Annotated in this window: 20 protein-coding genes; 9 read left to right on the top strand and 11 right to left on the bottom strand. The window is 72.3% G+C overall.

The genetic code is table 11. From position 1 onward, the window contains the following. The first annotated feature begins 54 nt into the window (after positions 1 to 54). From ACZ6S0_RS03905 to ACZ6S0_RS03890, 4 genes are all read left to right on the top strand, one after another. Positions 55 to 1,047 (top strand): LacI family DNA-binding transcriptional regulator, encoded by a 993-nt coding sequence (locus ACZ6S0_RS03905; protein ID WP_465913066.1) that lies wholly within the window; start codon positions 55 to 57, stop codon positions 1,045 to 1,047. Positions 1,048 to 1,186: 139 nt separating this feature from the next. Beyond that, positions 1,187 to 1,960, top strand: a complete 774-nt coding sequence (locus ACZ6S0_RS03900; RefSeq protein WP_465913065.1) for a sugar phosphate isomerase/epimerase family protein — start codon at positions 1,187 to 1,189, stop codon at positions 1,958 to 1,960. Positions 1,961 to 2,096: 136 nt separating this feature from the next. Next, positions 2,097 to 3,029: an alkaline phosphatase family protein gene (locus tag ACZ6S0_RS03895; protein WP_465913064.1), complete on the top strand. Its 933-nt coding sequence runs from the start codon at positions 2,097 to 2,099 to the stop codon at positions 3,027 to 3,029. 74 nt (positions 3,030 to 3,103) lie between these two features. Beyond that, positions 3,104 to 5,710, top strand: a complete 2,607-nt coding sequence (locus tag ACZ6S0_RS03890; RefSeq protein ID WP_465913063.1) for a PEP/pyruvate-binding domain-containing protein — start codon at positions 3,104 to 3,106, stop codon at positions 5,708 to 5,710. On the opposite strand, the gene ACZ6S0_RS03885 is transcribed toward ACZ6S0_RS03890, so the two are convergent. The 5 genes from ACZ6S0_RS03885 to ACZ6S0_RS03865 form a co-directional block, all read right to left on the bottom strand. Next, positions 5,711 to 6,577: a sugar phosphate isomerase/epimerase family protein gene (locus ACZ6S0_RS03885; protein ID WP_465913062.1), complete on the bottom strand. Its 867-nt coding sequence runs from the start codon at positions 6,575 to 6,577 to the stop codon at positions 5,711 to 5,713. Beyond that, positions 6,574 to 7,740: a dihydrodipicolinate synthase family protein gene (locus ACZ6S0_RS03880; RefSeq protein WP_465913061.1), complete on the bottom strand. Its 1,167-nt coding sequence runs from the start codon at positions 7,738 to 7,740 to the stop codon at positions 6,574 to 6,576. Before ACZ6S0_RS03880 ends, ACZ6S0_RS03885 begins: the two co-directional genes overlap by 4 nt. Next, on the bottom strand, positions 7,737 to 8,882 hold the full coding sequence (locus ACZ6S0_RS03875; protein ID WP_465913060.1) for a Gfo/Idh/MocA family protein: 1,146 nt from the start codon (positions 8,880 to 8,882) through the stop codon (positions 7,737 to 7,739). Before ACZ6S0_RS03875 ends, ACZ6S0_RS03880 begins: the two co-directional genes overlap by 4 nt. Positions 8,883 to 9,019: 137 nt before the next feature. Continuing rightward, on the bottom strand, positions 9,020 to 10,246 hold the full coding sequence (locus ACZ6S0_RS03870) for an HRDC domain-containing protein (RefSeq protein ID WP_465913059.1): 1,227 nt from the start codon (positions 10,244 to 10,246) through the stop codon (positions 9,020 to 9,022). 45 nt (positions 10,247 to 10,291) lie between these two features. Beyond that, complete coding sequence (locus tag ACZ6S0_RS03865) at positions 10,292 to 10,888, bottom strand: DUF3000 domain-containing protein (protein WP_465913058.1); 597 nt, start codon at positions 10,886 to 10,888, stop codon at positions 10,292 to 10,294. A gap of 565 nt (positions 10,889 to 11,453) precedes the next feature. Here ACZ6S0_RS03865 and hemE point away from each other — a divergent pair. Continuing rightward, positions 11,454 to 12,515, top strand: a complete 1,062-nt coding sequence (hemE, locus tag ACZ6S0_RS03860; protein ID WP_465913057.1) for a uroporphyrinogen decarboxylase — start codon at positions 11,454 to 11,456, stop codon at positions 12,513 to 12,515. A 27-nt stretch (positions 12,516 to 12,542) separates the two neighbouring features. Here the strand turns inward: hemE and ACZ6S0_RS03855 are convergent, their stop codons facing one another. Beyond that, entirely contained in the window at positions 12,543 to 13,499 is a 957-nt protein-coding gene (locus tag ACZ6S0_RS03855; protein ID WP_465913056.1) for a DUF4349 domain-containing protein, read from the bottom strand. 109 nt (positions 13,500 to 13,608) lie between these two features. Here ACZ6S0_RS03855 and hemG point away from each other — a divergent pair, with 109 nt between their 5' ends. The 3 genes from hemG (at position 13,609) to ACZ6S0_RS03840 (ending at position 17,032) form a co-directional block, all read left to right on the top strand. Beyond that, a complete protein-coding gene (gene hemG, locus ACZ6S0_RS03850; protein WP_465913055.1) occupies positions 13,609 to 15,012 on the top strand; it encodes a protoporphyrinogen oxidase in 1,404 nt (467 codons plus the stop codon). After that, complete coding sequence (gene hemQ / locus ACZ6S0_RS03845) at positions 15,009 to 15,719, top strand: hydrogen peroxide-dependent heme synthase (protein WP_344885976.1); 711 nt, start codon at positions 15,009 to 15,011, stop codon at positions 15,717 to 15,719. The genes hemG and hemQ overlap by 4 nt, the downstream gene beginning before the upstream one ends. A gap of 356 nt (positions 15,720 to 16,075) precedes the next feature. Further along, positions 16,076 to 17,032, top strand: coding sequence for a hypothetical protein (locus ACZ6S0_RS03840; RefSeq protein ID WP_465913054.1), 957 nt, complete (start codon positions 16,076 to 16,078; stop codon positions 17,030 to 17,032). A gap of 213 nt (positions 17,033 to 17,245) precedes the next feature. On the opposite strand, the gene msrB is transcribed toward ACZ6S0_RS03840, so the two are convergent. Continuing rightward, positions 17,246 to 17,647, bottom strand: a complete 402-nt coding sequence (gene msrB, locus ACZ6S0_RS03835; RefSeq protein WP_465913053.1) for a peptide-methionine (R)-S-oxide reductase MsrB — start codon at positions 17,645 to 17,647, stop codon at positions 17,246 to 17,248. Between the two features lie 321 nt (positions 17,648 to 17,968). Here msrB and ligD point away from each other — a divergent pair, with 321 nt between their 5' ends. Then, on the top strand, positions 17,969 to 18,988 hold the full coding sequence (ligD, locus tag ACZ6S0_RS03830) for a non-homologous end-joining DNA ligase (protein WP_465913052.1): 1,020 nt from the start codon (positions 17,969 to 17,971) through the stop codon (positions 18,986 to 18,988). Between the two features lie 460 nt (positions 18,989 to 19,448). On the opposite strand, the gene ACZ6S0_RS03825 is transcribed toward ligD, so the two are convergent. The 4 genes from ACZ6S0_RS03825 to ACZ6S0_RS03810 all read right to left on the bottom strand — a co-directional run bounded on the left by ACZ6S0_RS03825 (position 19,449) and on the right by ACZ6S0_RS03810 (position 21,907). Then, on the bottom strand, positions 19,449 to 19,775 hold the full coding sequence (locus tag ACZ6S0_RS03825) for a hypothetical protein (RefSeq protein WP_465913051.1): 327 nt from the start codon (positions 19,773 to 19,775) through the stop codon (positions 19,449 to 19,451). 241 nt (positions 19,776 to 20,016) lie between these two features. After that, positions 20,017 to 21,261 carry a methyltransferase domain-containing protein gene (locus tag ACZ6S0_RS03820; protein WP_465913050.1) on the bottom strand — a complete coding sequence of 415 codons (1,245 nt, stop codon included), beginning with the start codon at positions 21,259 to 21,261 and terminating at the stop codon, positions 20,017 to 20,019. Positions 21,262 to 21,428: 167 nt separating this feature from the next. Further along, entirely contained in the window at positions 21,429 to 21,638 is a 210-nt protein-coding gene (locus ACZ6S0_RS03815; protein ID WP_465913049.1) for a hypothetical protein, read from the bottom strand. After that, positions 21,638 to 21,907, bottom strand: coding sequence for a hypothetical protein (locus tag ACZ6S0_RS03810; protein ID WP_465913048.1), 270 nt, complete (start codon positions 21,905 to 21,907; stop codon positions 21,638 to 21,640). The genes ACZ6S0_RS03815 and ACZ6S0_RS03810 overlap by 1 nt, the downstream gene beginning before the upstream one ends. Between the last annotated feature and the right edge of the window lie 34 nt (positions 21,908 to 21,941).

Raw genomic sequence — 21,941 nt, 5'->3', positions numbered from 1 at the left:
GCGGATCCAAGTGCCGGTAGGGCAGACTTGGAAACCGCTTTCCGTGGAGGTGTCGTGGTCACGCTCGAAGACGTCGCCAGGCAGGCGGGCGTCTCGCTCGCGACCGCCTCGCGGGTGCTCAACGGCAGCACCCGCCAGGTGGGCGCGGCCCTTAGGGCACGCGTCGAGCGGGCCGCGGACGAACTCGGCTACCGCGCCAACATCGCCGCCCAGACGCTGGCCCGCGGAGCGAGCAACGTCATCGGCATCGTCGTCCACGACCTGACCGACCCGTACTTCGCGGCCCTGGCCGACGGGGCGATGCGGGCGGCGGCCACCGAGGGCCTGCTGGTCATGGTGGGCACCACGCATCGCGACCCGGAGCAGGAGATCGCGTACGTGGCCACGCTGAACGCCCAGCGCGTACGAGCGGTGCTGCTGGTCGGCTCGCGCGTCGCCGACCCCGCGGTCACCGGCCGCCTGCGTGACGAGCTGACCCGCTACCGGCAGGGCGGCGGCCGGGCGGCCTGCGTGGGCCAGGACCTCCTCGGCGTCGACACCGTCGCGCCCGCCAACCGGGAGGGCGCCGCGGAGCTGGCCAGGGCGCTGGCCGGGCTCGGTCACACCCGCTTCGCGGTGCTGGCCGGGCCGCCGCACCTGGTGACGGCGGCCGACCGGCGCGCGGGGTTCACCGAGGCGCTCGAAGAGCTGGGGCTGCCCGCGCCGCAGGTCGTCCACGGCGCGTTCGACCGTGACGGCGGGTACGCCGCGGCCCAGCAGGTGGGCGACGCCACCTGCGTCTTCGCGGTGAACGACGTGATGGCGGTGGGCGCGCTGGCCGCCTACCGCGAACGCGGGGTCAGGGTGCCCGAGGACGTCTCGGTGGCCGGGTTCGATGACATCGTCACCCTTCGTGATCACGTGCCCGCGTTGACGACGGTACGGCTGCCGCTGCAGGACATGGGGGCGCGGGCGCTGGAGCTGGCGCTGAACGAGGCGGAGCCGGTGGTGGTCGAGCAGGTCGCGGGCGAGGTCGTGCTGCGGGAGAGCGTCCGGAGAATGGCGTGAGGTCTGTGCGGGTGCCTGGACTCGCGCGGAGTGGCGTGAGGTCTGTGCGGGTGCCGGGGCACGGGTGGAATGGCGTGAGGTTCGTGCGGGCGGCCGAGCCCGCGCGGGGCGGAGGTCGTCGGGTGATGCGGAGGGTCGTGTGAAGCTGGCGGTCAGCACGCTGGGGATGCCCGGCGAAGGGCTGGACAGGGCGATCGAGATCGCGGCCGGGTACGGCTGCCAGGGACTGGAGCTGCGGCTGCACCCGGACACCGGGGTGCACGCCGGCCTGGGCGCGGCGGAGCGGGACTCGGTGCGGGAGCGGGTCGAGCGGGCGGGCCTGGAGATCTCGGCGCTCGCCGGTTACGTCCGCGTCTGCGAGCCCGGCCCCGACGAGCCCTACGTCGAGGCGCTCCTCGCCGATCTGCGGCTGGCCGCCGACCTGGGGGCGCCGGGTGTACGGGTGTTCCCCGGCGGCGACGACCCGGCCGTCGGCGCACGACGGCTCAAGGCGGTCTCCGGTACGGCCGGCGACCTGGGACGCCGCGTGCTCGTCGAGACGCACGACCACATGGCGACCGGTGCGGCCGTGGCCGCGCTGCTGGACGGGACGGGCTCCCCCGAGACCACCGGCGCGCTCTGGGACCTGCTGCATCCCTGGCGGCACGGTGAGACACCGGCCCGGTCGCTGGCCGCGCTCGCTCCGTACCTGTCGTACGTGCAGGTCAAGGACGCGGTCTCCGCGCAGGACACCACACCCGTGCCCATGGGGGCGGGCTCGGTGCCGCTGGAGGAGGCGGGCGAGTTGCTGCGCGCGGCCGGGTACGGCGGCTGGGTGTCGCTGGAATGGGAACGCACCTGGTATCCGCAGGTGGCCCCGGTCGAGGAGATCCTGCCCGGCGCGGCCGAGTGGGTACGCCGCTTCTTCCCATAAGGGGACGGCCCGCTTAGATGGTGCCATGTCCCCATCTCAAGGGTCCCCGTCGCACGGCTCCCCATCGCACGGCTCCCCGACCCCGGCCTCCCCGCCTCGGGGCACCGCTCCCCGTGGCAAGGTGCTCGTCGTCGGCATGGACGGGCTGAGGTACGACCGGCTGCTCGCCCTCGAAGCCCCCGTGCTGGCCGGGCTGATGTCCTCCGGCGCGTACGGCACCAGCAGGCTCCCGTACGGTGAGGCCGGCACTCCTCGTACGGGGTCGCCCGGCGAGGTCGTCCCCAAGAGCCCCGAGCCGGGCGACGGCGGCCGGGTGATCAGGTCGCGTACCGACTCCGGCCCCGGCTGGTCGTCGATCGCCACCGGGGCCTGGCCGGACAAGCACGGCGTCGTGGACAACGGCTTCGCGACCGCCCAGTTCCAGAAATTTCCGGATTTCCTGACGCGCGCGAAGAGCGCCCGCCCCACCCTCGCCACCTCCGCCTTCTTCTCATGGGCCGCCCTCGCCGAGCACGGCGCGTTCGGCCCGGCGATCGACCGGCGTTTCGTGCTCGACGGGTACGCCGTCGGCTGGGCCCACGCCGACCGCCAGGTGGCCGACGCCGCCGAACGCCACCTGGCGGCGGACGACCCCGACGCCGTGTTCGTCTACCTGGGCGACACTGACGAGGTGGCCCATGAGCTGGGCCCCCACTGCCCCGAGTACGCCGCCGCCCTCCGGACCCAGGACGCCTACCTCGGCCGCCTGCTCGACGCGATCCGCGCCCGGCCCGCGTACCCGGGCGAGCGCTGGACCGTGCTGGTCACCACCGACCACGGCCATGTGGACGAGGGCGGCCACGGCGGCACCTCCGACGAGGAGCGGACGGTCTTCGTGATCGCCAACAGACTGGGCGAGGACCTGGGCGGCGGCTCGCTCGGCGCTCCCCGGCTGGTCGACGTCGGCCCGACCGCCCTGGCCCTGCTGGGCGTGCCCGTCGACCCGGCCTGGGACCTGGACGGCGCGTCCCTGCTGCCCGGCCCCGGTGAGCCGCACGACGTGCGTGGCCCGGACGACACCCGCCTGTGATTCAACGCATGTTGAATTCCGGCCCAGGAAGCGTGACACTGGTGAAGTCACGCTGAACGGCAGGGGAGCGCGCGATGAAGACGATCCTGGACTTCGCCGAGATCGACGCGGGCATGCTCGCCGACGTGGGCGGCAAGGCCGCCAACCTCGGCGAGCTGACCGGGGCCGGGCTGCCGGTGCCGTCCGGCTGGGTGCTGACCACGCAGGCGTACGGGCAGGTCGCGCAGGGCCTGGAGGTCGGCGGCGACGACCTGGCCGAACGGGCCAGGCGGCACCTGCTCCAGGCCCCGGTGCCGGACGCCGTGCGCGAGGCGATCGTCACCGCGTACGCCGCGCTCGGCGACGACGTGCCCGTGGCGGTGCGCTCCTCCGCCACGGCCGAGGACCTGCCGTTCGCCAGCTTCGCCGGGCAGCAGGACACCTTCCTCAACGTGGTGGGAGCGCAGGCGGTGGTGGCGGCCGTACGCCGCTGCTGGGCCTCGCTCTGGACCGACCGCGCGGTCGCCTACCGCGAGTCCAACGGCATCGACCACGCCTCGGTGCGGCTCGCGGTGGTCGTCCAGACGATGGTGGACGCGCGGGTGGCGGGCGTGCTGTTCACCGCCAACCCCGTGACGGGACGGCGGCACGAGGCCGTCATCGACGCGAGCCCGGGTCTCGGCGAGGCCGTCGTCTCCGGGGCCGTGAACCCCGACCGGTTCCGCGTCCTCGACGGGCGGATCCTCGAACGCCACGCCGGGGACAAGCGGCTGGCCGTCCGCTCCCTGCCCGGCGGCGGCACCGAGCGCGTCGAGACCGCCGAGCGGGGCCTCTGCCTGACCGACGACGAGGTACGCCGCCTCGCCGCCCTGGGCGCCCGCGTCGAGCAGCACTACGGCTCGCCTCAGGACACGGAGTGGGCCATCGACGGCGACGGCACGATCTGGCTCACCCAGGCCAGGCCGATCACGACGCTCTACCCGCTGCCGGAACGGCCCCGGCCTGGGCTGCGGGTGTACTTCTCGATCAACGTCGTCCAGGGCGTGATGGGGCCGATCACGCCGATGGGGCGGTCGGTGTTCCGGGTGATCGGCGCGGGCGGCGCGGGCCTGGCGGGGCACGGTCCGGCCGATCCGCTCGACGGGGCCGCGTTCATGGCGGTGTCGGGGGAGCGGCTGTGGCTCGATCTCACCACGGCGGTGCGCAGCCGTCCCGGCCGCGCGCTGATGTCCCGCCTGCTGACGCTCGGCGAGGCCCGCGCGGCAGGCGTCATGGAACGGCTCTTCGACGATCCCCGCCTGGCGCCGGAGCCCGGGTCGCTGCGGCCGTTCCTGCGGGGGTTGGGGAGCTTCGCCCGCCGCCTCGACCTCCCCGTCCGCCTCCTGACGGCGCTCACCAGACCGGGCAGGTCACTCGCCTTCACCGTCAAGCTGGGCGCGGACCTCGACAGGAGGCTCCGGGTGCCCGGCTCCGCGACCCCGGCCCAGCGGCTGGACCACGCCGAACGCGTGCTCACCGGCACGTTCCCGCTGATCATCTCGATCATGCCGATCGCGATCACCGGCTACGGCCTGTTCGCGCTGGCCGCCAAGCTGTCCGGGGTGCCGGTCGACGAGATGAGCGACGTCCTGCGCAGCCTGCCGCACAATCCGACCACGCGGATGGACCTCGCGCTGTGGCGTCTGTCCACCCGCGTCGAGCCGGAGCCGTTCCGCGAGCTGCCGGTGCCCGAGCTGGTCCGCCGCTACCGGGAGGGACGGCTTCCGCCCGTCGCGCAGCGCGAGATCGCCGCGTTCCTCGCCGAGTACGGCCACCGCGGCGTCGCCGAGATCGACCTGGGCGTGCCGAGGTGGTCGGAGGATCCCACGCACATCCTCGGCGTGCTGGCCAACTACCTGCGCATGGACGGCACCGCCCCCACCCCCTCGGAGCTGTTCGCCCAGGGGGAGCGGCAGGCCCGCGCCGCCATCGCCCACGTGGTGGCGCGGGCCCGGCGCAGGAGCGGCTGGCGGGCCGCCGTGGTGCGCTTCGCGCTCGGGCGTACGCGCAGCTATGCCGGGCTGCGGGAGCTGCCCAAGTTCTACGCGGTCAAGACGCTCGCCGCGGTCCGGCACAGCCTGCTCGCGGTGGGGGAGCACCTGGTGGGGCTCGGCGTGCTGGACTCGGCCGCCGACGTGTTCTTCCTCGACCTGCGGGAGGCCAGGGCCGCGCTGGACGGGGGCGACCTGCGGGAGCTGGTGGCGGCGCGGCGGGCGTCGTACGAACGGGAGCGGCGCCGCAGGCACGTGCCCCGCGTGCTGCTCTCCGACGGCACCGAGCCCGAGGCGTTGGACGAGCCGCCTGGCGGGGCACGGGCCGGGGCTGTGGATGAGTCGGCGGCTCAGGGCGTGCTGACGGGCACCCCGGCCTCGCCCGGCAACGTCACGGGGGTGGCCAGGGTGGTGCTCGACCCGATCGGCGCGCATCTGGAGCCGGGCGAGATCCTCGTCTGCCCCTCGACCGACCCCGGCTGGACGCCACTGTTCCTGACGGCGGGCGGGCTGGTGATGGAGATGGGCGGCGCGATGTCGCACGGGGCGGTGGTGGCCCGCGAATACGGCATCCCCGCCGTGGTCGGCGTCCCCGACGCCACCCACCGCATCGCCTCCGGCCAGAAGATCACGGTGAACGGCGCCGCGGGAACCGTGACACCCCCGTCATAGTCAGGGCAGCACCACGTCCCGGTAGCGGGCCTTCATCGTGGCCACCACCTCGTCGGGGTCGGCGGCCCAGAGGTCGGCGTTGAAGATCTCCACCTCGACGTCGCCCGCGTATCCCGCGTCCCGCACGGCCCGCGTGATCGGCGGGAAGCCGATCACGCCGTCGCCCATCATGCCCCGCCCGAGCAGCACGTCCTCGGGCAGCGGGTGCAGGTAGTCGCACACCTGGTACGCGGCGATCCGGCCGCCCGCCCGCGCGACGTCCTCGAACAGCCGCGGGTCCCACCAGACGTGGAACGTGTCCACCACCACGCCCACCTGCTCCTCGGGATGGGGCAGGCTCAGCTCCAGCGCCTGGCCCAGCGTGGACAGCACCGCGCGGTCCGGGCAGTAGATCGGGTGCAGCGGCTCCAGGGCCAGCCTGACCCCCCGCTCCCCGGCGTACGGGGCCAGCTCCGCGAGCGCCTCGGCCACCCGCGCCCGCGCCCCCGCCAGGTCCCGCGTGAAGCCCGTGGCGGGCAGGGGCTCGCCAGGACGCACCCCGGGCAGCCCGCCCACCACCAGCACCAGGCAGGCCGCACCCAGCTCGGCCGCCTCGTCGATGGCCCGCCGGTTGTCCTCCAGCGCACGGGCGAAGGCCGTACGGCCCTCCTCGCCGGGCAGCCCGCCCGCGGTGAGGAAGCCGCCGCGGCACAGCGACGACACCCGCAGCCCGGCCGCCCGCACCAGCCGGACGCTCTCCGCGAGCCCCTGCTCGGCGACCTTCTCCCGCCACAGCCCGATCGCCTCCAGACCGTGCCGTACGCACCCGTCCACGGCCTCGGCCAGCGACCAGCGCCGGGTGGTCCACTGGTTGAGCGAGAGGCTCACAGCCCGTTCACCGCCAGCAGGCTCTTCATGCGGCGCACGGCCAGCTCCTGGTCCGACAGCAGCCCGGCCTGGTCGGCCAGGCGGAACACCTCCGACAGGTGGCGCAGCGAGCGGGCCGACTGGGCGCCGTTCACCATGGCGAACGCGTCCTGGTGGCCGTTCAGCCAGGCCAGGAAGACGATGCCGGTCTTGTAGTGGTAGGTCGGCGACTCGAAGATCTTCCGCGACAGCGCGACGGTCGGGGCGAGGATCCCGTCGTACGCGGCCAGCAGCCGCTCGCGCGCCGCCGCGTCACAGGCGGCCTCGGCCGCGTCCAGCACCTGGAGAGCCGCCGCCGCGGCCGGGGCGATCGCGTCGAAGATGCCCAGCAGCGCGTGCGAGCCCGACCTGATCAGCGACGGGTAGTTGAAGTCGTCGCCCGTGTACAGCCTGACGCCCTCCGGCAGCGCGGCCCGCAGCCCGACCTCGTGCTCCTCGTCCAGCAGCGACACCTTGACGCCGTCCACCATCGGGGCGTGGGCGTGGATCAGCTCCAGGAACGCGTCCGTGGCCGCCGCCACGTCGGGCGAGCCCCAGTAGCCGGCCAGGTTCGGGTCGAACATCTCGCCCAGCCAGTGCAGGATCACCGGCCGCTCGGCCAGGCCGAACAGCTTGCCGTACACCTGGTGGTAGTCGCGGGGGCCGGAGGCGGCCCTGGCGAGCTGGCGGGAGGCCATGACGATCACGCCCGCCCCGGCCGACTGCACGGTCTCGATCTGCTCGGCGTAGGCGGCGGCGATGGTGTCCAGGTCGCGGGCGTCGGGCACGTGGTCGGTGCCCGCGCCGCAGGAGACCAGCGTGGCCGGGTCGCCGTACGCGCGGGCCTCGGCGGCGCTGCGCCGGATCAGCTCTCTGGTCGCCGGCCAGTCCAGGCCCGTGTTGCGCTGGGCGGTGTCCATGGCGTCGGCCACGCGCAGGCCGTGCGACCACAGGTGGTGGCGGAAGTGCAGCGTGGCGTCCCAGTCGAGGGCGGCGGGGGAGCCGGGCGTGTTGTCGCCCAGGGGGTCGGCCACGACGTGGGCGGCGGCGTACACGACGCGGCTCGACGCCGGTGTCCGGACGGCCGGCCAGGCGACCGGCTCGTTCAGCGTGTACGCGCCGACGCCGGGAAGGTCGATCCTCATAGCTGCGGCACCTCGATCCTGCGGCCCTCGGCGGACGAGCGCAGCCCCAGCTCGGCGAGCTGCACCCCACGGGCGCCGGAGGCGAAGTCGTTCGGGAACGGCGCGTCCTCCACCACGTGCCGGACGAACGCCTCCCACTGGATCTTGAACCCGTTGTCGAAGTCGGCGTTGTCGGGCACCTCCTGCCAGCCCTCGCGGAACCGCGCCGTCGCGGGCAGGTCGGGGTTCCAGACCGGCTTGGGGGTGGCCGAGCGGTGCTGGACGCGGCAGTCGCGCAGGCCCGCCACGGCGCTGCCGTGCGTGCCGTCCACCTGGAACTCGACCAGCTCGTCCCGGTTCACGCGAACGGTCCAGGAGGAGTTGATCTGGGCGATCACGCCGCCCTCCAGCTCGAAGATCCCGTACGCGGCGTCGTCGGCGGTCGCCCGGTAGGCGTTGCCCTGCTCGTCCACCCGCTCGGGGATGTGCGTCACGGCCCGCGCGTAGACGGACGTGACCCGGCCGAACAGGTTCTCCAGCACGTAGTGCCAGTGCGGGAACATGTCGAGCACGATGCCGCCGCCGTCCTCGGCCCGGTAGTTCCACGACGGGCGCTGCGCCTCCTGCCAGTCGCCCTCGAACACCCAGTAGCCGAACTCGCCGCGCACCGACAGGATCCGGCCGAAGAAGCCGCCGTCGATCAGCCGCTTCAGCTTGAGCAGGCCGGGCAGGAAGAGCTTGTCCTGCACGACGCCGTTCTTGACGCCCTTGGCGGCGGCGGCCTCGGCCAGCGCGACCGCCTCCTGCGTGGTCTCGGCGATGGGCTTCTCGGCGTAGACGTGCCGGCCCGCCTCGATGGCCTTCAGCACGGCCTTCACGCGGGCGCTGGTGACCTGGGCGTCGAAGTAGATCGGGTTGCCGTCGTCGGCGAGGGCGCGGTCGAGTTCGGTGGTGAAATCCGTAATCCCATGCCTATTCGCGATATTTGCAAGTTTGTCGGCATTACGGCCGACCAGTACGGGCTTGAGGGTGACCCTGGAGCCGTCCGAGAGCGTGACGCCGCCCTGGTCGTTGATGGCCAGGACGGAACGGACGAGGTGCTGGCGGTAGCCCATCCGCCCGGTGACGCCGTTCATCACGACGCCGATGGTGCGCACACTCATGGGGATCCCTTCAGGCTCCAGATGGAAAGCGCTTTCCAAGACGGTAAGGCCGGGCCACCGAGGGCGTCAAGTGGCGCCACCCTCAGGTGGGCCTCGACCGGGGGGCGACGACGGCGAAGAGGCCCCCCAAGACGAGCTTAGAACTCGTCGCGCGTCCCCAGCCTGGACAGGGCCTTGGCGATGGGGTGGGCGGCGAGGGAGAGCTGCCACTCGCGGGCGCCCAGCTCGCGCAGCCTGGTGGTCACGCTCTCGTCGCTGACCTCGCCGGGCGGCTCCCACGTGAGCCTGCGTACGGCGTCGGGCTGCAACAGGTTCTCCGTGGGCATGTGGTGCTCGTCGGCCAGCGCGGCGACCACGGCGCGGGCGGCGGCCAGGCGCTTGGCGGCGGCCGGGTCGCGGTCGGCCCAGCGGTTGGGCGGGGGCGGGCCGTCACCGGGGGTGCTGGGCTGGGGGAGCTGCCCGTCGGGCAGGGCGCGGGCCCTGGCCACGGCGGCGAGCCAGTCGCTCATGTGCCTTCGCGCGCTTCGCCCGGTGAATGCCGAAATTTCGGTCAATGCCTTCTTCGTACGAGGCCCCTCCAGCGCGGCCGAGACGATCGCGGCGTCGGGCAGGACCCGGCCGGGCGCGAGGTCGGCCTCGCGGGCGATGCGGTCGCGCATGGTCCACAGCTCACGCACGATGGCCAGGGCGCGTACGTTGCGTACTTTGTGGATGCCGGACGTGCGCCGCCACGGGTCGGAGCGCGGCACCGGCGGCGGGGTGTCGAGCACGGCCGCGAACTCCTCGCGCGCCCACTCCAGCTTCCCGGCCTCCGACAGCTCCTGGTGCAGCACGTCGCGCAGCTCGACCAGCACCTCCACGTCGAGCGCGGCGTAGCGCAACCAGTCTTCCGGCAGCGGCCTGGTGGACCAGTCGGCCGCCGAGTGGCCCTTCTCCAGCCGCAGCCCGAGCACGGTCTCGACCATCGTGCCGAGCCCCACCCGCTCGTAGCCGAGCAGCCGCCCGGCCAACTCGGTGTCGAACATCTCGCGCGGCCTGAACCCCACCTCCAGCAGGCACGGCAGGTCCTGGGAGGCCGCGTGCAGCACGACCTCCGCCCCGGCCACCGCCCGGTCGAGGGCGGACAGGTCGGGGCACCCGATCGGGTCGACCAGCGCGGTGCCGGCGCCCGCCCGGCGCAGTTGCACGAGATAGGCGCGGTTGCCGTAGCGATAGCCCGAGGCGCGCTCGGCATCCACGGCGACGGGACCGCTGCCGGCGGCGAACCTCTCCACCACCTCCGCCAGCCCGGCGGCGTCGGCGACGACGGGAGGGATGCCCTCGCGCGGCTCCAGCAGCGGCTCCACGGTGCGTTCTTCTGTCATGAGCTCACCGGCCTCATGACGCGGGTGCTGTCTTGACTGGTGCCCTCACTTCGTTCGGTCACTCTCCGGATCATCACGTCGGCGGGGCAGGGCGGCCACGTCGGGCGGGAGCGGCGGGATCCCCGCCGCCAGGCACATGAGGTCGCACCAGGCGGCGACATGGCCGGAGAGATCCTCCTGGGCGGGTGACCACGACGCCCGCAGCTCAAGCTCGGTCGTGACCGGATCGTCGGCCTTGTTGCCGAACCCCTCGGACACGGCTCTTGTCACGGTACCGCCAGCGGCGGAGTAGTCGGCTTGGTGGGCGTCGAGAGCCTCGGTCAGCCAGCTCCACGCGACGGGGCCGAGCAGCGGATCGGAGGTGATCTCCGGCTCCATGTCGGCCCTGACGTAGGCCACCAGCCGGAACGGGCCCTCCCAGCCGCGCTGGCCGTCGGGGTCGTACAGCAGGATCAGCCGGCCGACCGCGAGCTCGTCGTCGTCGCGGTAGACCGACGCGCCGATGGCGGCCGAGTAGGGGGCCAGCCGCTGGGGCGCGGGCAGGTCTTCGAGCTCGATCTCCGGGCGTACGTCGGCCAGCCGCAGGCTCTCGGCCGCGCGGGCGAAGGCGGCGGGAGGCGGTGGCTGGTCACCGAGCGTCATAGCCGAAGCGTAGGTCGAAGACGGGCGGAAGGGGACCACGGGGGTGCTCATCCTTCGTGATCAAGCCGCTGCCGTAACCAGCCGGCGTGCCGGGCGGGAGGTCTCGGCCACGCCGAGCATGATCGCGTGGCCGCAGACGACGCAGGCCCACTCGGGGCACTGGCCGGGCTCGTGCCCGTCGAGGCACGGCGGCTGCTCGAAAGGCCGCTCACCGGCGCAGGACGCGCACGGCTCACTGCGGCGCTCTGGGGAAATCCACAACGCGGTCATCGCACGAGTCATCGAACCGGGGCCTTTCTTCGGGTCGTGGCTCCGACGTTGGCACGAGCCGATGACAATTCCCCGCAACGCGCTCGGCGTGTCCCGAAAGTGGTCGCTGAATCGGTGCCGCGCGGTGGCTTGGCGAACATTTGGCCCAGTCGAGACCGGCTCTCTGGGCGGGCATGGGGTGTGTTCGACCCATGTGCGATGCCGATGCCGAGCAGACCGGTAAACCTTCATCTGACTATCTGATCATGATTTGGGGTGTCCAATGCATCTTTTTCCGACACCTCGCGTCGGTTTCATGACCAGCCCCCGCGCATGGGACCCTGATGGGGTGAATCTCGCCGACTCCGCGTTCCTGCGTGCCTGCCGCCGCCAGCCCGTCTCGCGCACACCAGTCTGGTACATGCGCCAGGCCGGGCGGTCGCTGCCGGAATACCTCAAGGTCCGCGAGGGCGTCCCGATGCTCACCGCCTGCGCGACGCCCGACCTGATCGTCGAGATCACCATGCAGCCGGTCCGCCGTTACGGCGTCGACGCGGCCATCTTCTTCAGCGACATCGTGGTGCCGCTCAAGGCCATCGGGGTCGACCTCGACATCAAGCCCGGCGTCGGGCCCGTGGTGGCCGACCCCATCCGCGACGCCGCCGGGCTCGACGTGCTGCGGCCCCTGGAGCCGGACGACGTGGCCTACGTCACCGAGGCGATCGGGGCGCTCACCGGCGAGTTGGGCGGCACCCCGCTCATCGGCTTCGCGGGAGCGCCGTTCACGCTCGGCTCCTACCTGATCGAGGGCGGCCCGTCGAAGAACCACGACCGCACCAAGGCCATGATGTACGGCGAGCCGAAGCTGTGGCACGCGCTCATGGAGCGGCTGTCGGGCATCGTGCTGGAACACCTGCGCATCCAGATCGCGGCCGGGGTCTCGGCGGTGCAGCTCTTCGACTCGTGGGTGGGGGCGGTCGCGCCCGACGACTACCGCGAGTTCATCCTGCCGCACACCCGGCGCATCTTCGAGGGCGTCGCCGGGGTGCCGCGCATCCACTTCGGCGTGGGCACCGGCGAGCTGCTCGGCGTGCTCGGCGAGGCCGGGGCCGACGTGGTGGGCGTCGACTGGCGGGTCCCGCTCGACGAGGCCGCCCGCCGGGTCGGGCCGGGCAAGGCGCTGCAGGGCAACCTCGACCCGGCCATCCTGCTCGCGCCCTGGGAGGTCGTCGAGCGCAAGGCGCGCGAGGTGCTGCGGCGGGGGAGCGCGGCCGAGGGGCACGTGTTCAACCTGGGGCACGGGGTGCTGCCCTCGACCGACCCCGACCAGCTCAAGCGCCTGACCGACCTGGTCCACGAACACGACCCCGCGGCCTGACCCCGCCAGCGGGGCACTCAGAGCGGGTCAGACGGCCTCGGGGCCCGGTCCTGAGGGGCGCTGACGCGACGCGGCCCGCGCGGCGCGGTCCCGGCGGACGAGAAGGACGAGCAGCACCACCAGCGGCAGCGAGACGACGGCCCACGGCACCAGCGCCCCGAGCACCGTCAGCGCCGTCTTCGTGAGCGAGACCAGCGCGTCCCACCCCGCCCTGAGCCCGCCGAGGAACCCGGCAGGCTCCTCCGCCGGATCCGCCACCTCGGCGACCGGCCCCACCAGCAACAACGTCAGCGTGGCCAGGGCGGTCTGGGTGGCCAGCTCCTTCTGCTGCGCCTGCAGCGACTCCAGGTCGGCCTCGCGCTTGGAGATCTCCCGCTCGACGTCCAGCACCTGCCCGATCGTGCCGGCCCGCTTCAGCAGCGCGCGCAGCGACTCCAGCGACTGCTGCGCCGACTTCAGCCGGCTCTCGACGTCGGCCACCCGCAACGTGACATCCTGCGTCTTCTGCTCCATCGAGAGCTGCTTGCCCAGCTCCTTGCCGAACCGGCCCAGGACCCCGGGGTACCGGTCGGGCGGGATCTTGAACTCGAGCGTGGCCGAGTCCTCGGTGGCGTCGGCGGAGTTCGTACGCTCCTCCGACAGGTGGCCGCCCGCCTCGGTGACGATCTGCTTGGCCCGCTGGGCCGCGGTGCTCACCCGCTCCGTCCGTACGGTCATGTTGCCGGTGTAGACGACCTGCCGCGCCTGCCGGGTGGCCGCGACGTCGGAGACGATGCCCTGCTCGTCGGACCCCGCCTGCTCCTCGGGCCCGGCCTGCTCGGCGGCGTCGGCGGTGCTCATGGCGGGCGCGCGCTCGGAGGTCGCCCGCGGCGGCTGGGTGGCCGAGATGGTGGAGGCCCCGCCACCGCCACCGCCGCAGCCCGCGGAGACCAGAGCCACGCAGACCGCGGCCGAGAGCGCGATGCCGTACCGGATTGTCCTCATGCCCTAATTGACGGCGCGCGCCGCACCCCGGTTTGACGGGGGGCCATCACGGTACGGTCACGCGCCCCGGGCAGGTGCCCGGGGCCTTGAGGCGGTAGCGTCAGGAAGCGTGGAAGGGCATCGGGCGCACGTGGTCGTCGTCGGCGCGGGGATCTCCGGTCTCGCCGCCGCGTGGTTTCTCCGCCAGGGAGCGGGCGAGCGGCTCCGGGTGACGGTTCTGGAGGGCTCGCCGCGCATCGGCGGCAAGCTGTACGCCTCCGAGGTCGCCGGGATACGCGTGGACGCCGGCGCCGAGGCCATGCTGGCCCGCCGGCCCGAGGGCAAAGAGCTGGCCAGGGCGGTCGGGCTCGGTGACGACCTGGTCCAGCCCGGCACCACGCGCTCGGCCGTCTACAGCAGGGGCACGCTGCGCCCGCTGCCGAAGGGGCAGGTCATGGGCGTGCCCTCCGACCTGACCGAGCTGGCCAAGTCCGGCATCATCTCGCCCGGCGGGCTGCTGCGGGTGCCGCTCGACCAGATCCTGCCGCCGACCCTCGTACGCACCGACGTGTCCGTGGCCGCCTACATCCGTGCCCGGATGGGCGGCGAGGTCGTGGACCGCCTGGTCGAGCCGCTGCTCGGCGGCGTCTACGCGGGCCGGGCCGACCTGCTGTCCCTGGAGGCCACGATGCCGCGCGTGGCGGCGGTGGCACGTTCCGAGCGTTCGCTGCTGAGCGCCGCCCGGCTCCTCGTCGAGGAGGCGCCCAAGGACGCCGGGCCGGTCTTCACCACCTTGCGCAACGGTCTCGGCGGCCTGCCCGAGGCGGTCGCCAAGGCGTCGGGCGCGGACGTGCGCACCGGCGTCACCGTACGCGAGCTGCGCCGCACCGAGACCGGCTGGCTGCTGGTGACCGGCCCCGTGCCGAGGCCCGAGATCGTCGAGGCCGACGCGGTCGTCGTGGCCGTCCCCGGGCCCGCCGCGAGCCGCCTGCTCAAGGACGAGGCCCCCAAGGCGGCCGACGAACTGGCCAGGATCCAGTACGCGAGCATGGCCGTCGTCACGCTGGCGTACCCGGTCGACGCCTTTCCCGAGCCGCCCGCCTCCAGCGGCTACCTGGTGCCGCCGGTGGAGCGGCGGCCGGTCAAGGCGGTCACGTTCAGCTCGGTGAAGTGGCCGCACCTGTCGAACGACCTGGTGATCCTGCGCTGCTCGATCGGCCGGGTCGGCGAGGAGCACCTGCTCCAGCGCGACGACACCGGGCTGGTCTCGCTCGCCACGGCCGAGATGGCCGACGTCATGGGCGTGAGCGGCCTGCCCGTCGACACCAGGGTCACGCGGTGGGGCGGCGGGCTGCCGCAGTACAACGTGGGCCACCTCGACCGGGTGGCCCGGGTGCGCGCCGCCGTGTCCGGGCAGCCGGGGCTGGCCGTGTGCGGGGCGGCGTACGACGGGCTGGGCATTCCCGCCTGCGTCGGCACCGCCCGTACGGCCGCCGCCCGGATTCTGGACCACCTGACCCTGCGAGGAGAATGAGCACCATGACAGAGGGCGCACCGCGGCTCAAAGCCCGCGATCTCAACCAGGTGATCCGTTACACCATGTGGTCGGTCTTCCAGGTGACCGAGCCGTGCCCGGGCGACCGCGGCGACCTGGCCGCCGAGGTGCGAGACCTGCTCGACCAGGCCGCCGGGAAAGACGTCGTGACCAGGGGGGTCTACGACGTCGCCGGGTTCCGGGCCGACGCCGACTTCATGTTCTGGTGGCACGCGCCCACGCCGGAGGATCTGCAGGACGTCTACGCGCGCTTCCGGCGTACGCGGCTGGGGCGGCACACCAGGCCGGTGTGGTCGGCGATGGCGCTGCACCGGCCGGCCGAGTTCAACAAGTCCCACATCCCGGCCTTCCTGGCCGAGGAGGAGCCCCGGGCATACGTGAGCGTCTACCCGTTCGTGCGGTCGTACGAGTGGTACCTGCTGGACGACTCCGAGCGGCGCTCGATGCTGGCCGAGCACGGGCGGATGGCCCGCGACTACCCCGACGTGCGGGCCAACACCGTGGCCTGCTTCTCGCTGAACGACTACGAGTGGATGCTGGCCTTCGAGGCCGACGAACTGCACCGGATCGTCGACCTCATGCGTACGCTGCGGGGGGCGCAGGCACGGCGGCACACCCGTGTCGAGATCCCGTTCTACACCGGGGCCCGCAAGCCGCTCCAGGAACTGGTCGCCGCCCTCCCCTGACCCCTGCACCTCAGGCCCTGCCCTCCTCCGTGAGGGCGGGGCCTTGGCCTTCCCGGGGCCTGGGAAGGCGTCGCCTGCCGGGTGGCGGAGGAAGAACGAGACCCAAGTCGGCGATCCAACTGAAGTGATCTATCCCCTTTGTCACAATCAGGGAAATCTCTGGGTCGTGGGACGTGCGGCGGGGGTGGCACGTTCCAGATGGCGGGCGGGGAGGACGGGTGGGAGAGTCCGGAAGGCGGGGCCGTCGCGGGCGGCGTGCCGCCGGGGGGCAGGCGACGGGGCGGCATGCGCGGCGGCGTACGGGGGCGGGGGGTGAGCGGGGTTCCCGGCCGGGTCGGAGGTGGCCGGCGGCCGGGGTGCTGGTGCTGGTGCTGGCGGGCGGGAGCGTGGTGCTGCTCGCCGTCGGCGGGGTGCTCGGCCCGTCCGGCGCGTACGGACTGCTCGGTACGCCCGGATTGCTCGGTACGCACGGACTGCTGGGAACGCGGGGTTGGGTCGGCTCGGAGGGGAGCCCGTGGGAGGGCTCAGGAGCCGGGCGGCGGCCGGGCGGCGGCGAGGCCGGTCCCGGCGGGCCATCGGGGACGGGGCCGGGCAACGGGCCGGGCACAGGCGCGGGGCCGGGCGCGGGGCGCGGTACGGGGCCGGGTGTGGATGGCGGGACCGGCGCCGACGCGAGCGCTCAGGCCAGGACGCGGGAGCAGGGCGGGCCGGAGGCGCCGGGCAAGGGCCGCGAGGGGGCCGAGCCCGGCACGGTGGCGGGCGGCACGGCCCCGGCGGACGTGCCGACGGGCGTGCCGGTGGACGTGCTGGGTGACGGCGCCGACCCGGCGGACGGCCCCGACTCGGGTGGCGGCGCTGACCCGGGTGACGCCCTCGACCCGGGTGATGGCCCCGACTCGGGCGGCGGCCCCGACTCGGGCGGCGGCCCCGACTCGGGTGGCGGCGCTGACCCGGGTGACGGCGCCGACTACAGGGCCGACGGCCCGTCCCGGCACACCGATCAGCGGGCGGCGCGGTATTTCCGGACGCACTGGGGCCCGGACGACAAGGCCATGAAACGCCTCAAGGACATCCGCACAGTAGGCGGATATTTGCGCATATACACGGACCTGCCGGAGAGCGCGGACAACTCTCTGACCGCCATCACGCTCTGCGAACGCGGCCTGGCCTACCTCCACAGTCGCGGGGTGGCGAATCCGGTCGTGTTCGTGCAGGCCGAGTTCGGCGAGAACGGCAATCCCGTGCTCGCCAACATCCTCGGCCCCGCCGACCGCAGTTGCCGCGTCACCCACCCGGCCCCGTCCCCGGGCTGACCGGCCGGGATGCGGGATCAGCGGGCCGAGGCCCGGGTGGAGGGGTGGGTAGGCGTCAGTGGACCCGTACTCGTGTCCTCGAACACACTTCGCACCGTTGAGTCACGACCCGTCCGATGGTCTCGATCGTCACCCATCGGTGGCGAAGATGGACAAAGCGCACGCGGCACTCGTACCCGTGGGAGGCGATCGATACGCCCTGTCGTTACCTGATCACCCCTTGGGTTCGAGCCGCAGCGAGATCGAGTTGATGCAGTAACGATCGTCGGTCGGGGTCGCGTAGCCCTCTCCGTGGAAGACATGCCCCAGGTGGGAGTCGCAGCGGGCGCAACGTACCTCGGTACGCACCATCCCGAGGCTGCGGTCCTCGATCAGCCGCACCGCGTCGGAGTCGGACGGCTCGAAGAAGCTCGGCCATCCGCAGTGCGACTCGAACTTCGTGTCCGACCGGAACAACTCCGCCCCGCAGGCGCGGCACGAGTAGACGCCCTCGGTCTTGGTGTCGACGTATTCCCCGGAGAACGGGCGCTCGGTCCCCGCCTGCCGCAGGACGTGGAACTCCTCGGGCGACAGCTCCGCCCGCCATTCGGCCTCGTTCTTGACCACCTTGTCCATGCGTCCAGACTACGAGATCCGGCAAAAAGAGATCTCCGCAGGGTGAAGCATCCGTTCTGGGGTGAATTTGCGTCTTTGTAGGCAAGGGGGTGTCATCGCCTCCTGCCAAGGGTGAGATCGTTCGCGGATCCCACCGAGCGGCACAGCCCACGCCCGTGCTGGCGCCGCCGGAGGATCGTGACGGCCGGCCGGGTGGCGCGCCAGCGCCCGGAACGGCGGCGGGCGATCTGGCGGCCCGTCCCGTCGAGCCCTCGGTCCCGCCACCGAGGCGGCTCCGGGGCGGGCCCACCCTGCTTGACGCCGGGGGGTAGGTTCGGGCGTATGGCATCGCCGTTCATTGAGCTCGAGGTGGGGGAGCGGACCGTCAAGGTCACCAATCCCGACAAGGTCTACTTTCCTGAGATCGGGGCCACCAAGCGCGAGCTGGTCGAATACTACGTGAGCGTCGGCGAGGGCGCGCTGCGGGCCCTGAGAGACCGGCCCACCAACATCAAGCGCCACCCCGACGGCGTGCAGACCGAGGCGATCTACCAGAAGCGCATGCCTCCCAAGCACCCCGACTGGCTCCAGTCGGTCACCGTGACCTTCCCCAGCGGCCGTACCGCGCAGTCCCTGCGCGTCACCGAGGTGGCGGCCATCGCCTACTGCGCCAACCTCGGCACCATCGACTTCCACCCCTGGCAGGTGCGGGCCGCCGACGTCGAACATCCCGACGAGCTGCGCGTCGACCTCGACCCGATGCCCGGCCTGGAGTTCGACGCCGCGCGCAGGGCCGCGTTCCTGACCAGGGACGTGCTCGGCGAGCTGGGCCTGACCGGCTTCGTGAAGACCTCGGGCAACCGCGGCGTGCACATCGCCGTCCGCATCGAGCCGCGCTGGGACTTCATCCAGGTACGCCACGCCGGCATCGCCCTGGCCAGGGCCGTCGAGGCCCGCGACCCCGGCCTGGTGACCACGGCCTGGTGGAAGGAGGAGCGCGGTGAGCGGGTCTTCATCGACTTCAACCAGAACGCCAGAGACCGCACGGTGGCCAGCGCCTACTCGGTGCGCGCCCAGCCGCACGCGCCCGTCTCGACCCCGGTGACCTGGGACGAGCTGGCGGACGCCGACCCGCGCGACTTCGACATCCGTACGGTGCCCGCCCGCTTCGCCAAGCTCGGCGACGTGCACGCGGCCATCGACGACCGGGCGTACTCGATCGAGCCCCTGCTGGAGCTGTACGCCGGGGACGAGCGCGGCGACATGCCGTACCCGCCCAACTACCCGAAGATGCCCGGCGAGCCGATGCGCGTCCAGCCGAGCAGGGCCAGGGCCGTGACCAGAGAAGACAAGCCAGGCTGAGCCGACGACCCGGGCGGCGCGCCGAGCCAGGATTCACCACCTATACCTGCAAGTCGGAGGCTGCTCGTGATTGAGAAGATCGAAGCGGAGCTGACCTCCGAGACTGTCGACACCCGAGGATGGAGGCCGACCAAACGCCACGGCGCGGAGTTCCTCTCGGTGAGGGTGGTCTTGCGGTCGAGCTCGTCGTAGGTGTAGGTGTAGGTGTAGGTGAGCGTGACCATGCGCTCGCGTCGTAGGTCGTTCTGGTCCCGCCCTTGTCCGGGTCGGTCGCGCGGACCTGGTTGCCGCGCAGGTCCAAGTCCGTCACCGTCCGACTTGACGTCGCGGGTGAGTGAGCGACGGCCTGTGCGCCCGCTGGTGCCGCTGCCTGGTTGGTGTGCCTTCCGCGGCATGCCGAGCCCGAAGTGGCCAAGCCCAGGGACACCTTCCAGGGCTGATCGATGTAACGAACTGAAGGCTAGGTCGTTTCCGCGTCGGACTCCGAGCAGGGGCCCAGTCTGGCGGGCGGGCGAAGGGTCACACGCCGGGACGATTGCCAGGTCATCCTGTGCCGCAGGAAAAGTTCGGCGTGCCGGTTGTCGCTCTGATGCATGGCGATGGCCATGAAGGCGGCGATCCCCACAGGCATTCCGGCCGCGAGCAAGTCCGGGTAGGCGTCAAGGTCGAGGTCGAACAGGAAGTCGATGGCTGCGCAGGTTACCGCCGCGTTGATGGCTTGCCGTACGACGGCGACCAAAAGGGCTAGCACGTTCCGCCACTTGGCTTCCCGGATCACGGCGTTCAACCAGAGCGCAGTCCTTCTATCCGCTCTCTCCCGGACGCTCGGCGTCGGTGGTGTGGCCACTGAGTCCGCGACGGCTCCGCCCAAGGCTGTCGGTGTGTGCGCCAAGCAGTCCGGCGGCAGTCTTCGTCTGCTGGAGCCGAAGAACCTCGCCAAGCCGCAGTACGGCGCCCGCAAGAAGGGTGAGACGAAGGTGACCCCGCCCACCACCGTCGCGAAGGGGCATCTTCGTCGTCCAGAGAGGCTAGAGCCGCCACACGTCCTGACCGCCGGGCGTGACGATCATCCGATACGCGGACCGCCCTGGACGGCCCGCCCCCAGCCACTGCATGAACACCGTCACCATCGCATCCCACAGTTGCCGGGCACCGCTCTGCACGACTCGCGTGTCCTCGCCCGGCCGCACCGTGACGATCGCCCAGTCCGGCCGCTCCAGGTGTCGCAGCCGCATCACCCATTCGTTCTCCTCTCGTCCCGCCGTCGTGATGACAAGGTCCGGCGCCGACGCCGCCAACTCCAAGCTGAACCCGTGGTCGAGCGCGGCCCACATCTCACGCGGATCCACCCGGCTGGTGCCTACTTCGGCGGCGTCCGAGTAGGGTGGCCAATCCTGACGGCGCTGTGAGCGGAGCATCATGAACCCGCAACCGCCATGGAAACGGCCGGCCGCGGTGCCGTCGTCGAGCACGTCGAGACGGAGTTGATGCCCCCACTGGCCGGGCATCGGCATCCACGGCATGACGATCGAGCCGCCGGGCCGGGTCTGCTCGACCCACGCGTACGGGATCTCGCGGACGCCGCAGGTGACGTGGATCCGGTCGTAGGGAGCGCTGTCCGGCGCACCGTGGGCACCGTCGCCCACCAGCAGGGTGGGAGCGCCGCCTGCCGCCTTGAGGTTCTCCGTGGCGGCCGCGGCGACGGCCTCGTCGATCTCGATCGTGGTCACATGGTCGTCGCCGAGCCTCCATGCGAGAAGGCCGGCTGTCCAGCCGCTGCCCGCGCCGATCTCCAGTACGCGATGGTGCCAGTCGACGTCGAGCAAGTTCAGCATCTCGGCGACGACGTGCGGAGACGACAGCGACGACGTGGGGTGGGCGCTGGTGTCGGCGATGTCGGCCGTGCCGTCCGCGCGCTGCGTGATGATCGCGGCGTTCGTGTACACCTGCCGCATCCAGGCGCTCTCGTTCTGCGCGAGGTCGATCAGGTGGTCAGGCTGATCCTTCTGTGGCTGTGCCCACGCCCGCGTGGGCACGAAGAGGTGGCGTGGCACCTGCTCGATTGCCCGCAGCCAGATGCGCTGGCGAGGCGCTCCCGGGTCGAGTATTCCGGCGCCTGTCAGGTAGGCGGTCAGGTCGGGTGGCCCGTACGTGCTGCTGGTCATGGCGCTCACCTGGTCGTCGTTCGGCGGTGCGGGGTTGGGATCATCTGTGGGGTCGAGGGTGGGCATCCAGGGATTCGCGTCCCCGAGGACGAGCATGATCAGGTCCATCCGGACGCCTCCTTGATTACGGGTGGCGATGGTGGCCGCGATCCGGGTGCGGCGGCAAGACCTTGGGTGTGGGGCCGCCGCACCGTCTTTGGGTGGCCCCGCGGCTGGAGGGCAACGCGGGGCCACAACCCGGCCAGACGCCATCTCGCAGGCGCCAGGCCGGGTCGTCATGTCGGCTCATGGCCGGACAGTCTGTGATGGTCTGAAAGACGTCCCGTGCATTCGTTCGTCAGGGTCATGGCGGGCTGCGGCTCGACGGCGTTCCAGTACAGGTTGCCGATCGGCACGGCCTTGGCTTGGACGATCCGCACGTGACAGAACCGGCACACGCCTTCCGTGATCCGCTCAGGAGCGGGGGTTCCGGCGAAGGGGAACATCAGCCCGCCGCCGGACCGTCGACGTTCTCGCCCCGCTCTACGCGCCGCACCACACGGCCGTGGGTGTAGGCCGGTTGCCGGGCCTCGCGGTTCAGGCGGACCTCCTGGATCTGACCCCAGGCGTTTCCGGCCATCCCGCTCAGGGCGGTGGTCAACCGGGTCGCGGCGAGTTCGGCTTCGTCGGTGATGCCGCATGCTCCGCGGCCTGAGCGGTCGTGGGCGTGCCAGGAAAACAGGACGTCATCAGATTTCATGATTTGTTCCTGCACCTGGAGCTATGGTCGGCATGGGTCAGGTCCTCGT

This window comes from Nonomuraea sp. NPDC051298 (assembly GCF_055586305.1).
The sequence above is the reverse complement of the archived record's forward strand: the minus strand, read 5'-3'. Positions and strand labels throughout refer to the sequence as shown.